Source organism: Kitasatospora sp. NPDC051170 (genome assembly GCF_044455705.1).
Classification (GTDB): Bacteria; Actinomycetota; Actinomycetes; order Streptomycetales; family Streptomycetaceae; genus Kitasatospora.
The window spans coordinates 132,331-146,686 of sequence record NZ_JBITFA010000014.1 but is presented as its reverse complement, the minus strand read 5'-3'; the positions used below and the strand labels follow the sequence as shown (position 1 = coordinate 146,686).

Sequence of the window (14,356 nt, the reverse complement as noted above, 5' to 3'; positions counted from 1 at the left end):
TCCGAAGCTTAGTTTCCCAGGTTCGCATACCCCTTGTCGCCGTATCGCCCGTTGTCTACAACAGCCCATCCAAAGTCCGTGGGCAAGCCGGTGTTGGCGTCCCAGGCCGCAAGGCCCATCGCCCATCCGTTCGGGACAGTACTCTTGAGATCGGTGTACTGCGGAAGGACGTCGTAGAGTACATATCCCCGGTTCATGCCCGTCTCTGCCCTGGTCTCGAACGTCCGCATGCTGTTCGTGATCCTCCCACCGGTTCTCTGATTGGTGTTAGCCCCCTGCTGGAAGCACGGCGTCAGATTCCGCTCATCCGTGGTTCCGCCGGCCATGCGTGGCACGGAGTGGCAGCGGGCGAGGGCAGTGGCCGGATTGAACCCGTACTTCGTCGCCTTGTTCTGAGCTTCCTGCCAGCCTCGGATCGTGCCACTTGCGGCCTGTCCCCTACTGGAACTGGGCTTCCCTTGGAGACAAGCACTAACTCCCTGATTACGACCCTGACTATCCGACGGCAGATACTCGACCCATCCGCCGCCGCTCAGAGGGACGGCCCCCGCGGGCTGCAGATCCTTGCAGGTAAGGACGCGCCGGTTGCCGTTCCGCCTGGGACCATCCGGGTTGTTCGGCTCCGGATCGGGCAGGGGAAGCGGGATCGGCCACGGACGCGACGTCGGCGCGGGGTTGGGTGCGGGGGCGGGCGCCGGGTTGCCACCGCCGTTGACAAGGTTGTAGATGTCCTCGCCGAGGTCGATCAGGGCGCCCGTGCCGGCGACGAGGCCGGCGCCGGTGGCGGCGACGACGGCGGCGAGGGCCGAGCCCCCTGCGGCAACCGCGGTACTGAAGGCGGCAGTAGCGGTTTTGACGATGGTGTCGGTCAGGAAGTCGAACGGGCCGGGCTCGGCGCTCGGGCGGTCGTGGTCGTTGAGCGGGCGGGTCTGCACCGCGGGCTTGGCCTTGGGGAGGGTGGGTCCGGGATGTATGCGGCCGCCGCCCGGGCGCTTGCGGTGTGGGGGACCGTATCCACCGCCGCCCGAGTCTCCTCGGTCAAGGTGCCCGATTGCCGTGATTTCTTCCGGGTCGATCGAGGGCGCCGGCCGGGAGCCGGAACTATTGCAGTCCGACGTCCACGGGTGCCTGTCGCAATCGGCCTGCGGCCCGGAAAAGCCCGGCGGGGGACGGTCACCGAAGGTTTCCGGCGCAGGTGGCTGGTCGCGCCTGGACCTCTCACACTCGATCGTCGTGCCCCAGGGGCCGAAGACCGGAATGACCGGCCACCTAAGCTCAAACTTGATGCGGCAGGATTCGTGCCCCGACGGGTCCGTCGAGCCGAGTGGGTCGCCGTTGCCGTACGTGAACCGGTTGCCCTGGGTGGACGGGCTGGTTCCGAGCTGCCAGGAGTCGCGGGAGGCGAAGGTGCCGCTGCCCGGGCGGTACCAGCGGGCGGCCATGTTGACGTCGCCGGAGGCGGGGTCGGTCCAGCCGCTCTGGTAGCCGAGGGAGTTGCCGGTGCCGGCGGTTGCCGTGGGCTTGCCGAAGGGGTCGTAGGAGGTGGAGCCGGTGACGGCCTTGGCGGCGGGGTCGATGGTGGCGACGACGTCGGTGTGCTGGTCGGTGACCACCAGGCGGGGGTTGGGGGTCGCGCCTGAGGTTGCCGTACCGAGGAGCTTGCCGCCGGGGGTGCGGGTGTAGGTGGCGGTGCCGTCCGTGACGATGCTGTTGGAGCCGCCGTCGTAGGTGAAGGTGGTGTTGCCCGTCTGGGCGACGCGGTCCGTCGAGTCGTAGGTGTAGGTGGACGGTCCTTCCTTCACCATCCGGTCGAAGCCGTCGAACTGGAAGTCCTTGGGCTGGGAGCCCTGGGCGGTGCTGCTCGTCAGGGTTCCCCGAGCCGAGTAACTGTAGTTTGTGGAGCCGTCGTTGAGCAGTTCGTTGCGCTCGTCGAAGGTGGAGGTGACACTGCCCGCCGAGGTGCGGTTACCGGCCGCGTCCCAGGTGTACGCCGTGGTGGTGGTGCCGTTGTTCCAGGAGGTGAGCCGCCCGAGGAGGTCGTAACCGTACTGGTTACTGGCGGCGCCCGTGGTGCCGGCGGTGGTCTTGCTGACGATCCGGCTGTTGAGGTCGTAGCCGTAGCCGATCGAGGCGACGGTCGCCCCGCTCGGGTTCTTGACGGTGTCGTCGCGCAGGCGGCCGAAGTTGTCGTACCCGTAGGTGCGGGTGCCGCCGCCGGCGCCGTAGTTCTCGGTACTGAGGCGGCCTGCCGCGTCGTATCCGTAGCCGACGGTCAGGTGCGTCAACGGGTCGGTCGTACTCGCGAGTTGACCGGCCGCATTGTAGCCGAAGGCGGTGGTGCCGGAGGCGTCCGTGCGGGCGGTCATCCGGCCGTCGCCGTCGTAGGTGTAGCCGCTGGCGCCGCCGGGGCCCGCCGAGGTGAGCAGCTGGCCGCGGTCGTTGTACGTGTAGGTGTCGGGAGTGCCCGTGGGCGTGCCGACGGAGACGAGGCGGCCGCCCGCGTCGTATCCGAGAGTCCGGTTCGGGGTAGCCGTCTCGGCTCCGGTGGCGGTCTCCTGGGTCAGGTTGCCCGAGCCGTCGTAGCTGCGGCGCCGGATCACGCCTCCGGGCTCGGCCAGGGTGACGGCCCGTCCGGCCGCGTCGTAACTGGTCGTGAAGAGGCCCTCGGCGGCCGTCGGGTGGGCGGTCGTCGGCGGTTCGACGGTCGTCTCGGGGAGGCCGAGGCTGTTGTAGGTGTAGTAGACGGGGATGTTCTTCCCGTTGGTCCAGCGGGTCCTGCGCCCGCCGGCGTCGTAGCCGACGGAGGTGGTGATCGTCTGCCCGGCGGCGACGGGTTCGGTCTGCTGGATCGCCTGACCGGCCGCGTTGTAGGTGAACTTCCGTGCGTGCGCGGCGATGTCGGCGCTGCTCGCCACACTGTCGGTGGCGCTCAGGACGTTGCCCGCCGGATCGTACGTGGCGTAGCGGCCGGCCACGGCCGCGCCGGTGGTGTCCAGGTCGGTCGCGGTCAGCGTCCGTCCGAGCCGGTCGTAGCCGGAGGTGACTGCGGTGCCGTCCGCCTTGGTCACCCGGGCGGTCCGGCCGAGCCCGTCGTAGGCGGAGCGGACGGTGACTCCGGCCGGGTCGGTGGCGCTGAGCACCTGGCCGACGGCGTTGTAGTCGGCCTTGGTCACAGCACCACCCGGCAGGGTGGAGCTGATCTGGTTGCCCGCGTCGTCCCACGTGAACGTGGAGGTGTAGGCGGCCACGGCCGGGTAGCGCTCCAGCTGGGTGCTGGTGATGCGCCGCCCGAGGTCGTCGTACGTCGACTGGCTGACCGCACCGGTGGGGCCGGTGGTGGCGAGCAGTTCGCCGTCGAGGTCGTAGGAGTTGGTGACGGTCGGGGCGGCGGTGCCGCCGGTCGGCGGGAGGGTGGCCTGTACGACGTTGCCGGACTGGTCGTACCGCATCGTGCGGGTCAACTTCAGGCCGGTCGGGTCGAGCACGCTCGTCACGGGTCGGCCGAGCGCGTCGTACTCGACCGTGGAAACCGGAGTGACGGTGGCGCCGGACTGCGGGTCGGTGTAGGCGGAGCCGGCCACCGCGACCCGGTTGCCGTCCAGGTCGTAGGTGTTGGTGACGGTGTTGCCCAACGGGTCGACCATGGAAGTCGTCTGGCCGAAGGTGTCGTACCCGGTCCGGCCGATCGGCCTGACCTGCTGCGGCTTGGTGCCGCGACTGGCCGGATCGTACGACTCGGCACTCACCAACGGGCCGGTGGTGACGGTGGGCCGGCCCGCCTCGTCGTAGGAGACGCTGCTCGTGAACGCGCTCGGGTCGGCGCCGGTCGCATTTCCGTTCGGGCTGACGGTGCTGGTGAGCAGGCCGCGGCTGTTGTAGGAGTTGACCACCACGGAGTCGGTCGGCTGGTTCCGGGCGGTCTGCCTGAGTACGTTCCCGGTCGCGTCGTACGTGTAGTCGGTCTGGGCCGAGCTGGCGTCCGCGCCACCGGTCCTGACCACGCTGGTCGGTCGGCCCGCCACGTCGTAGGTGTAGGCGGTGGTGCGGTTGAGCCCGCCGGGGTCGACGGTCGTCCGGGTCACCCGGCCGGCCGCGTCGTAGGCGGTCGCGGTGGTGGTCCTGCCACCTCCCGTCACCTGCTGGGCGAGGTGGCCCGCGTCGTCGTAGGTGTTCTGCTGGAGCACCACGTTGCGCACGGTGCCGTCCGCGTTGTGGTAGCCGTCGCGGTCGATCTCGGAGACGGTGTTGTCGTCGTTGTAGTAGGTGTGGGTGGTGCGCCCCATGCCATCGGTGTCGGTCGCGAGACGGCCCGCCGGGTCGTACGCGCGGGAGCCGATGACCTGCCAGCGCGGTCCGGTCGGAGTGGCGGCGCTGCCGGTGTAGTTGGCGATGGCGGTCTGCTGCAGCTGCCCCATCGGCGAGTGGCTGTAGCTGTACACCGTTCCGGCCGCGTCGGTCCGCGTGGCTACGTTGCCGTAGCGGTCGTAGGTGAACGAGGTGACGTGGCCGCCCGGGTCCTTGACCTGCTTCACCCGGCTGGTGTCGGGCTCGTACGTCCAGTTCGTGATGTGCGCTTGGTCGCCGCCCGTGGTGTCGGCGACGGTCTGGCTCAGCGGGTTGCCGTCGAGGTCGAAGGCGGTGGTGGTCTGCCGGGTGTGCTTGGTACCGGTGACGGCGTCGGTGGTGTACGGCTCGGTGCGGGTGACCTGGTGGCCCTGGCCGTCCCAGGTGTAGTCGGTCTCCAGGACGCGGGGGCTGGTGGTGCTGCCGCCGGGGCAGTCGTCGCAGCCGTAGGACTGGCTGACGGTGCGGCCGAGGTTGTCGTAACCGTACGAGACCGTGGGCCGCAAGGGTGCGGCAACGAAGGCGACGTCTCCGTTGGCCCGGTAGGTGTAGGTGGTCTGCTGGTCGGCGGGGACCTTGGCCGGGTCCGGGTAGGCGGCTGCGTCGAGCAGGGCGGTCTGGGCCCGCACGAGTCCGACCGGTACGGTTCCGCCGCCCTGCGCCTGGGTGGTGGCGTCAGTGCGCAGGGTGTAGCTGACCCGGCCCTGCGGGAAGTCCGGCGTGGCCGGGCCGGTGGTGGAGGTCAGTTTCCCGTTGCCGTCGTAGCCGTAGCGGGTGGTGTAGGTGGTGTCGGCGGGCCCGGAGGAGCGGGCGTCGCTGGAGGTCAGGATCTTGTCGTTGGTCGGATTGAACGGGTTGGCGGCGTCCAGGAAGTACGTGGCGTAGCTGGTCTGGCAGCTTCCGGCGCCTCGGCAGGTGGTGCGGGAGACGGTGTTTCCGCGGGCGTCGTGCCCGGTGGTGATGGTGTGTCCGTTCGCGTCGCTGACGGCGTAGAGGTATCCGGCGGTGTCGTAGCCGTAGCGGGTGGTGTTGCCGTAGCCGTCGCCGCGCGAGAGCAGCCGGGAGGAGCGGGCGTCGTACTGGTAGGTGAGCTTGTAGCCCGTCGGGTCCGTGACGGTCGCGGTGGTCACCGGGACAGCGGAGCCGCCGTCGCCCATGGCCTTGAAGTGGGCGGCCACGGTCGCGGAGTCGAGCCGGCTGGTGTAGTACGAGGCTTCCGCGATGTTGCCGTTGAAGTGGTCGGCGCCACCGGCGGGCCAGCCCGGGCTGGTGGTGCCGGCGCCGAGGTAGACGTAAGGGGTGCCGTTGAAGGTGATCTTACGTCCGCTGGTGTCGGAGGCGCTGGCCTGTCCGTCGATGTAGAGCGTCTGACCACTGTCGTCCGCGGCGAGGACGACCTGGTGCCACTTGCCGTCGTTGACCGTCCGGTCGGAGGTCATCGGGGCGCCCGATCCCATCCAGAACTCGCCGCGCATCCGGCCGTCCGTACCGACGTAAAGGGCGGGGTTCCAACTGCTACCCGAAGCGCCCACCGGGAAGTCCTGGTAGCTGTACAACGGGCCGCTGCCGGTGGTCTTGAACCACAGCTCGATGCTGGCCGGCCCCCGGATGGGGGCGGCATCGGACGGGAGCTGGACCTTCGACGTGGTGCCGTTGAAGATCGCCGACCTCTGGTTGGGATCGTTGGAGGGGCCTTCACCGTTCAGCAGGACATCGGTCAGATCGCCGGAGTTCACGTCTGGGCGGGCGGAGCCGAGTTGACTCGCGGCGGACGAGGCGCCCGACGGATCGTTGAGGCGCCAGTACCCGACCGCGCCGTCCTGGATCTGGCCGACCCGGTAGGACCCGGCGGCGTCCAGCCCTCCGACCACGGCGCCGGAGGTCGCGCGGTTGTAGTGGCCGGAGACCGTGTCCTTGGTGAGGGGGTAGCGGTAGAGCGAGAAGTCTGCGATGGAACCGTTGAAGTACCCGACCTGGTCCGAGGGGCTGTTGGGCCAGCCTCCCCCGGTCCAGCCCGCGCCGAGGTAGGCGTACGCGGATCCGTTGTAGGTGATGGGCAGCGCGGTGGTGCTCGTCGCGGTGGGCGCGCCGTCGAGGTAGAGGGTCTGACCGGAACCGTCGCCGGCCAGGGCCACGTGGTGCCAGGCTCCGTCGGTGACGGTGGAGGACGAGACCAGAGCGTTGTTCGCCGAGCCCGTCCACAGGGTGCCGTAGAGCCTCTTGTCCGAGCCGATGTAGAGCGCCGGGTTCCAGCGGTCGGTCGAACCGTTCGGCTTCCCGTCGATCGGGAACGACTGGTAGCTGTACAGCACCCCGGGGGCGGTGGTCTTGAACCAGAGCTCGACGGTGGCCGCGCCCCAGTGCTGAGGGGCGGTGTCGGCGGGCAGTTGGACGTGGGCGTTGGTGCCGTTGAAGCCGGTGGCCGTCGAGGTGCCGGAGGCCCATGGGCCGGGCTGGCAGCAGGTGGTGTTGTGGTAGCTGCCACGGTTCTGGGCCAGTGCCGTCGAGGAGATGAGGTCGGTGGCCTGGTTGCCCATGGTGTCGCCCAGGCGCCAGTAACCTGTCGGCTTCTGGTCCACCATCGCGGCGTCGAACTGGGCGGCGCCGGATTTGGTGGCGAGATAGTAGATCAACGATATGACGGCACCGTTCAGACCGTGCGGATAGGCGGCCACGTCTGCGATCTGTCCCTTGAAGTGGCCCGCGCGGTCGGTCGGCGCCTGTGGCCAGCCTCCGGTCACGTTGCCCGCCCCAAGGAAGACGTGGCTGGTGCCGTTGGGGACGATCGTGCCGTTGAGGGGCCCGGCAACGGACGCACCGTCCAGGTAGAGGGTCTGGCTGCTCGGGGTGTCGGCGGAGATCACCGCGAAGTGCCACTTGTTGTCCGTGACGGTGGCGCCGGAGGCCAGAGTCGCCGCCGCGTCGCCCATCCACATCTGGGCCCGCAGCTTGCCGTTGCTGTCGACGTAGAGAGCCGGGTTCCAGCGGTCGGTAGAACCGTTGGGGGTGCCGTTGACCGGGAACGACTGGTACGAGAGCAGGACGCCTTCGCGGTCCGTCCGGAACCACAGGGCGAGCGCCCCTGGACCGTTCTGCGGAGCGTAGGAGGACGGAAGTTCCGCCCAGGAGGTGCTGCCGTCGAAGGACGCGGCGCCGGTCGAGCCGGCCATGGGACCGGGTGCCCCGAGCGCGACGTTGGCGTAGGTGCCGTTGTTGGGGGTCGGCCGAGGTGTGTAGATCTGGTTGGCGGCCTGGACCCCGGCGCCGTCGGACAGCCGCCAGTATCCGTTCGGCCGGGAGCCCATGACCGAGCCGCGGTACTCCTGGGAGGACCCGGTCACCGTCGGCTGCCCCAGGGACCACGTGCCACCGTTCTCGTCGGTCACCTTGTCCGCGCGGTCGTTGACGGCGTCGTAGCTCACGGCCAGTTGGGACTTGCCCGAGGGGAGCTTGATGCCGGAGAGCTCCGACGACTGCTGGCTCCCCGCCTGCCATAGGGACTTGACGGCCGGCACGCCCAGGGCCCGGTTGTAGAAGCTGACGTCGCTGATGCTGCCCTTGAAGTAGTTCGCCTGCCCGGACGACTGGTACGGGTTGTCCGGCCAGCCCGCGCTGATGAAGCCTCCGCCGACCGCTTCGTAGCGCTGCCCGGGGGCGATCACGGCTCCCGGCAGCGTTCCCTGCGCCTCGCCGTCCAGGTAGAGGGTCTGGGCGTTGCCAGCCGCCGACAACAGGGCGAAGTGCCACTTGTCGTCCTTGACTGGGTTCTTGGACTCGATGGTGTTCGCAGCACCGTTCCAGAACTTGCCGTGCAGCTTGCCCGACTCACCGACATACAGCGCGGGCGTGTAGTTGGCCGGAGTGGTTCCGTTGCCCGGGAAGGTGTCGGCCTGGTAGCTGAACAGCACGCCCCAGCTGTTGGTCTTGAACCAGAGGCCGACCGAGGTGTACGAGGAGGTGTCCAGCACGCTGGGCGGCAGTCCGACGAACCCGGAGGTGCCGTCGAAGGTCGCGGCCGTGGCGCCGGGGGTCGTGGGGCCCGGTGTGCCGAGGGTGACACCGGTGCCGGAGTAGCGGGCGTTGTCGTTGCCCTGGTTCTCGATCACCTCGCTGGCCGCGGTGCTGCCCGACTTCTCGCCGAGCCGCCAGTAGGAGGCCGGGGCCGAGTCCAGGACCGCCGAACGCAGGTGCGAGCCGGCGGTGTACGCGTAGCTGGTGCAGGACCGCGCGGTGTTCCCGCCGGTCGCCGGGGCGCAGACCTGGTCCAGCTGGTCGGGGTTGTCGGTGTTGTAGGTGTAGGTCCAGGTCAGGGCGGTGTTCCAGTCCGTCCCGGTGGCCGGGTCGGTGTAGACCTTCGCGACGTGCCGGTTGCCGGCTGTCCATTCGAAGTGCAGCATCCGGCCCGAGGTGGTGTCCTTCACCGTCGCCAGGGCTCCGTTGGCGTAACTCAGCTCCTGGGTACGGCCGACCGCGTCGCGGACCAGGGAAAGGACGTAGCCGTCGCCCGAGGCGACGTGGAACTCGTAGCGGGTGCCGTCCTTGGCCATCAGGTCGAAACCACCCGTGACCTTGGTGAGGGACTGGAACTCGCCCGAGGGCGGTGTGTACAGCGCGGCCTTGTTCGGGTCGGCCCCGAAGCGGGCCGCCCGCCCGCTGTCGGTGGTGAGGACGACGGCGTCAGTGCCGTCGTTGTCGGGCTGGACCCGCATGTCGAAGTTGGAGGTCCAGCCGTTTCCGAACAGCGTCGACGTGCGCGGGTCCAGGGAGTTGTACGAGCGGCTGACCGCGAGGGCCGGTCCGACGCCCTTGACGTCCGCGTCGGTGGCCGCCGTGGTGTAGTTGCCGACCTTGGCGTCGAAGGGGCGCCCCGCCCCATCGCCGACGGCGCCGCCCAGGTGCGAGGTGATCACCGGCTGCTGGACCTGGGTGGAGAAGGCGGCGGTGCCGGACAACGGGCTCTCGCCCGCGTGGTCACCGACCTTGACGTTCCACAGGTAGCCCGTGTTCCAAGCGAGTTTGCCCGGCGGCACCGCCCACGCGGTGCTGGGCCGCCAGCCCGACTCCACCACGAGCTGGGGGTCACCCGACGACGGGTTGGTGTAGACCCTGAAGTCATAGTCCAGTCCCGTGCCGGGATAGTTGTCCGGGTCGTGGCCGGTGGCGTAGAGCTGCGGGGTCAGGTTGCCGACCACCGTGTTGCTGGGCGGTGCCAGGACGTCGAGTTGGGGCGCGGTGTTGGCCGCGCCGACGGGGGTGCAGGTGCCGAAGGGTATCGAGTAGGAGTCGTGCAGGGACGTAGTCCCGCCGACGTAGCCGTCCCAGCAGAGGTAGTAGGACCGGCCGGGTGGCAGCGGTGGGATCACCCCGTCGATGGTCACGGACTCATAGGTCTTGACCAGCCCGGGAACTCCGATGAGCGGCGCGTTGAAAGACTGCTCGTTCCAGTTCGAGTCGAAGAGGCGGGCCTTGACCTGCATGCTCTGCGAATTCCACCAGTTGGCCGCCACGTTGGTCAGGGTGACCTGCTGGTGGCCGGACTGGTTGTACGTCGGCGGGGTGTAGGTGCCGGCCGGCGCGTAGGTCGCGGCCCAGTCGCTGTAGACGATCGAGAGGTAGGGCGGATAGGCGCTGTTGGCGCTGGAGAACTTCTTCCAGTGGTACGAGTCCGTGGTACTGGCCGTCAGCGCGAGGCCGTAGTTGGCGCCGCCCCGTGCCCAGCTCTCGACCAGTTGAACGCCCGGATCGTTGTGGCTCTTTCCGAGGTAGATGGGTTCCCACAGCGCACCGCCACAGGTGTCACCGGCGGAGAAGCTGGCGGTTCCCACCTGCTGGCCGATCGACACGCCGGGGTAGCTGTTGATCGTCGCCGGGTCCCACCCGCTGGTGATCTGGTTGACGTTCACCGGGTGCGGCGAGCACTCGTAGGAGTGCGTGTTGTTCAGATTGAGGGACACGACGTGCAGGTAGTCGTTCGGCAACGAGCCGGCCACGCCCGGGAAGTAGAGGTAGCTGTTGACCTTCGAGGCGCCACCGTCGGAGGTCCCGATCCGCAGCAGCGGGTCGGTCGAGAAGTTCGCCGTCTGGTCGGAGCGGACGTAGGTCGACTGGCCGACGCCGATGGACGCGGTCGACGGGTCGACGGTGACCGGGAAGACACGCCTGGGATCGTGCAGCCAGGCTCCGTCCAGGTCCATCTGAAGGGCGGGGGCACCGTTCCTGTCGACCAGCCGGTAGTGGACTCCGTCACTGACCACGCCGTCACCGGAAGCAGGATCGACCTTCGAGTCGGTCATGAAGCCACGCGGAATCGTCAGCCGCACGACGCCGGCCGCGTCCTTGAACTGCACCTCGCCGCCGGAGCCGATCGCTGCGGTCAGTCCGGTCGTGTGCAGCGGGAAGACCCAGCTCGTCGGGGCGGTCGCGTCGTGCAGCACCAGGGATTCCTTGACGCCCTGTGCGAGGCCGTTGTAGACGACGTCGCTCGCAGGGCGCGCCAACGGGTACGTCAGGGTGTCGCCCCGGACGACTCCGCGGACCGGGGCCGCCCCCTCCAGGCCGTAGGAGACGGCGTGCGCTTGGTCCAGCGACCAGCTCACCACCGAAGGGTCGTCGGACTTGACGGCGAAGGTCGCCTGCTGACTGTTGGCCTGCTCCGCCCACCGGCCGGCGCGGTCGAGCGAGAAGTTGGTGTTGATGTCGTCCCAGCTGCCGTCGGCCCTCCGGTAGTGCACGGGGCGGGGGTAGACGCGCAGGGTCTTGGTACCGTCCGGATTCTGGTACACCGATGTGCTGTCGGTCCGGGAACCGCTGACCTCGACCCCCTCGGCAGCGAGTCCCGGCGAGCCGGGCCCGGTGCCCGCGTCGTTCCGGGCCTGGAGATCCGGGGCCTGGGCACCACGCTTCTGGGCGCCGCGGTCGTCCTTGGTGTCGTTCTGCGGTACGGCCGTTGCCGGCTTTCCCTGGTCGCCGGGCCGGGGGCTGCCGGGCTTCGCGTCGCCCGGGCGGTGGTCCAGCGACGACGGCGGGACGACGGGTTCGCTCTTCACCGGAGCCTTGGACTGCCCGTCACCCGAGGGGTGCGGGGTGGTGTCGCCCGACACTCCCTTGCTCTCCGGCAGTTCACCCGGGCCGGGTTGGTGGGCGGATCCCCCTGAGGCGCCGCCGTCCTTCTTCGTCCGGTCGGACGGAACGGTGTGGCCACCCCGGCTCGGATCACCGCTGAGCTGTTGCGGAGTGCTCGGAGTGACCACCGGGGTCGGGGCGTTGGCGGCGGTGAATGCGCTCGCCTCCTGCGTACCGACCGTCAGCAGAACCAACAGGGCCGTCATGAACACGAGTAAGCGCCGCATGGCCAATCCCCCACAGATGCCAGCAAAGCGGCCGGCTCTCCCCTGGCTCGGCCCCGGTCATTCCTATACGGCCCAAGCTGGCGGGTACAGAGCGGAGTTGACGATCGCTTGGTCAATAGATGGAAAGATATCCCATGATTTCCTCATATGATCTTCAGATTCTTTTCATAGTCTTTACCTTCCGAGCGAAACCACTGAGCAAGACTTGGGGCGCCCACCGAACCCCGCCGACCGACCACCACGCGCGAGGAGCAGACCGCGATGACGTTCCCCGTCCGTCCACGTACTCGCTGGACCGTCGGCCTCGGCTCAGCACTGGCAGTGGGTGCCGCCGCCGGGTTGCTCGCCCTCGGGTGGAACGACTCCGGGAACGACCGGCCCGCCCCGATCACGCCCTCGAACATCGCCGGGCGTCCCACCGTCTGCCTGACGGGCGAAACCACCGAGGCCGACGGGCGAACCGACACGAACACGATCTGGACGTCACTCCAAGAGGCATCTCGGCAGAGCCAGTTGAACGTCCAGCGGCTCTTCGTTCCGGCCTCCACCGCCGATCAGGCGCTGCCGTACCTCGCCGGACTCGCCGCCCAGCACTGCGCTCTGATCGTCGCGGTCGGGCCCACCTTCGCCCAGGCACTGGACACCGCTGCCAAGGCCAACCCGCACAGCGCCTTCCTCGCGGTGGCCACCGACGGACAGCCCGCACCCGCCGGAGTCGGCGCGATCACCGGCAGCGACACCGACAAGGCCGCCGAGGTCCGCCGCCGGGCGCTCGCCCTGCCCTCCCCCGGCCACTGAGGCGCGGAGGCGGTAGGCCGCGGGGCGGGCAGCGGGGAGGGTCAGGGGGTGGGGCGCTTTTCGAGGCGGGTGCCTTCGCGGAGGGTGATGGACATCAGGTCGCTGGGGGTGTCGAGTTCGAGGCGGTGCCAGCGGCCGCGGGGGACGATGACGGCGGTGCCGGGGGTGAGGTGGTGCATCTCTTCGGGGGTGTCGGGGCGGGTGGGGCGGAGGTAGAGGCGGAGGGAGCCGGTGAGGCAGCAGACGGCTTCTTCGGCGTGGGGGTGCATCTCCCAGTGGTCGGCGTGGACGTCGGCGTCGGTCTCGACGTGGAAGGTGCCGATCTGCCAGGCGCCGGTGGGGCTGGTGGTCATCTTCCGTTCGGCGGCGTGGACGTGGCCGTCGGGGTGGAAGTGGAGGGCTGAGGTGAAGAGGGAGAAGGAGGAGGTGGTCATGAGGGGTTCCTTTCAGCGCGGCGTGAGGGCAGGGCGAGGACGGCGACGGCCGTGGCGAGCAGGAACAGGCAGGCCCCGCCTGTGAGGCCCGCGGCGTAGCCGTCGCCGAGCGCGGCGGTGTCGGTGGCGCCGCCGGTTCGCTGGGCGGCGACGGTGGCGAGGGCGGCCAGGCCGATGCAGCCGCCGAGTTGGCGGGAGCTGTTGAGCAGGCCGGAGGCGGTGCCGGCTTCGGCCGGGGTGACGCCGGTGGTCGCGGCGGCGGCGACGGGGGCGAGGAGGAGGCCGAGGCCGATGCTGGTGACGGCGGAGGGGCCGAGGACATCGGTGAGGAAGGTGCCGTCGGGGCTGAGGCGGGCGAACCAGGCGAGGCCCGCGGTGGCGAGGAGGGCGCCGGCGATGAGGCAGGCGCGGGGGCCTCGGGTGGTGGTGACGCGGGTGGCGATGACGGTGCCGACGACGACGCCCGCGGAGAAGGGGAGGAACGCGGAGCCGGTCGCGGCCGCGCCCATGCCGAGGACCTGCTGCATATAGAGGGAGACGAAGTAGAAGGCGGCGAACTGGCCTGCGGCCGCCAGGAACACCAGGACGTTGGCCCCGGCGACCCACCGGCTGCGCAGGAGTCCCAGCCGTAGCAGGGGTGCGGAGCTGCGGGACTCGACGAGGACGAAGCCGGCGAGCGAGGACAGGGCGACGGCCAGGGTGAGCAGCGTGGCCGGGGAGCCCCAGCCGAGGCGGTCGGCGCGGACGACGCCGAGGACCAGCAGGGCGCAGCCGCCGGTGGCGAGGAGTGCGCCGGGCACGTCCAGGCGCTCCCGGCGCGCGGCCCGCGCGTCGGCGGGTACGCCGGCGGCCGTCAGCACGAGGGCGGCGGCGACGATGGGCAGGTTGACGAGCATCACCCAGCGCCACCCGGCGTACTGGGTGAGGAGTCCGCCCGCGAGTACGCCGAGGGCGCCGCCCGCGGCGTTGACCGCGCTCCACACGCCGAGGGCGCGCACCCGGCTGCGCCCCTCGGGGAAGGTGGCGGTGAGCAGGGAGAGCGCGGCGGGGGCGGCGGCCGCGGCGCCGAGGCCCTGTCCGGCGCGGGCGGCGATGAGCTGCCAGGGTGCCTGGGCGAGGCCGCCGGCGAGGGAGCAGACGGCGAAGAGGGCGAGGCCGAGGGTGAGTAACCTGCGCCGCCCGTACAGGTCGCAGGCGCGGCCGCCGAGCAGGAGGGCTCCGCCGAAGGTGAGTGCGTAGACGTGGACGACCCAGGAGAGGTCGAGGGGGGCGAAACCGAGTGCGGTGCGGACGGCGGGCAGGGCGACGTTGACGACCGACTGGTCGAGGGCGAAGACGAACTGGGCGACGGCGACCGCCGCGAGCACCACGGCGGGGCGCCCTCGGGAGTTTCTGTACATGTATAGCAACGTAGCGCGCGGCAGCGCCCCC

Annotated in this window: 4 protein-coding genes; 1 reads left to right on the top strand and 3 read right to left on the bottom strand. The window is 69.9% G+C overall.

The features are described 5' to 3' along the window. Window positions 1-8: 8 nt before the first annotated feature. Window positions 9-11,693 (bottom strand): LamG-like jellyroll fold domain-containing protein, encoded by an 11,685-nt coding sequence (locus ACIBCA_RS27275; protein ID WP_396285647.1) that lies wholly within the window; start codon window positions 11,691-11,693, stop codon window positions 9-11. Between the two features lie 261 nt (window positions 11,694-11,954). On the opposite strand from ACIBCA_RS27275, the gene ACIBCA_RS27270 reads away from it, so the two are divergent. Next, window positions 11,955-12,491, top strand: a complete 537-nt coding sequence (locus ACIBCA_RS27270; protein WP_396285646.1) for a hypothetical protein — start codon at window positions 11,955-11,957, stop codon at window positions 12,489-12,491. Window positions 12,492-12,532: 41 nt separating this feature from the next. On the opposite strand, the gene ACIBCA_RS27265 is transcribed toward ACIBCA_RS27270, so the two are convergent. Both ACIBCA_RS27265 and ACIBCA_RS27260 read right to left on the bottom strand, forming a co-directional pair. After that, on the bottom strand, window positions 12,533-12,925 hold the full coding sequence (locus tag ACIBCA_RS27265; protein WP_396285645.1) for a cupin domain-containing protein: 393 nt from the start codon (window positions 12,923-12,925) through the stop codon (window positions 12,533-12,535). Beyond that, window positions 12,922-14,325, bottom strand: a complete 1,404-nt coding sequence (locus ACIBCA_RS27260) for an MFS transporter (protein WP_396285644.1) — start codon at window positions 14,323-14,325, stop codon at window positions 12,922-12,924. Before ACIBCA_RS27260 ends, ACIBCA_RS27265 begins: the two co-directional genes overlap by 4 nt. Window positions 14,326-14,356: the final 31 nt, after the last annotated feature.

Excerpts from the sequence above, each read along its gene's own strand:
- ACIBCA_RS27275 (WP_396285647.1), bottom strand. The coding sequence starts at position 11,693 with ATGCGGCGCTTACTCGTGTTCATGACGGCCCTGTTGGTTCTGCTGACG.
- ACIBCA_RS27270 (WP_396285646.1), top strand. The coding sequence starts at position 11,955 with ATGACGTTCCCCGTCCGTCCACGTACTCGCTGGACCGTCGGCCTCGGC.
- ACIBCA_RS27265 (WP_396285645.1), bottom strand. The coding sequence starts at position 12,925 with ATGACCACCTCCTCCTTCTCCCTCTTCACCTCAGCCCTCCACTTCCAC.
- ACIBCA_RS27260 (WP_396285644.1), bottom strand. The coding sequence starts at position 14,325 with ATGTACAGAAACTCCCGAGGGCGCCCCGCCGTGGTGCTCGCGGCGGTC.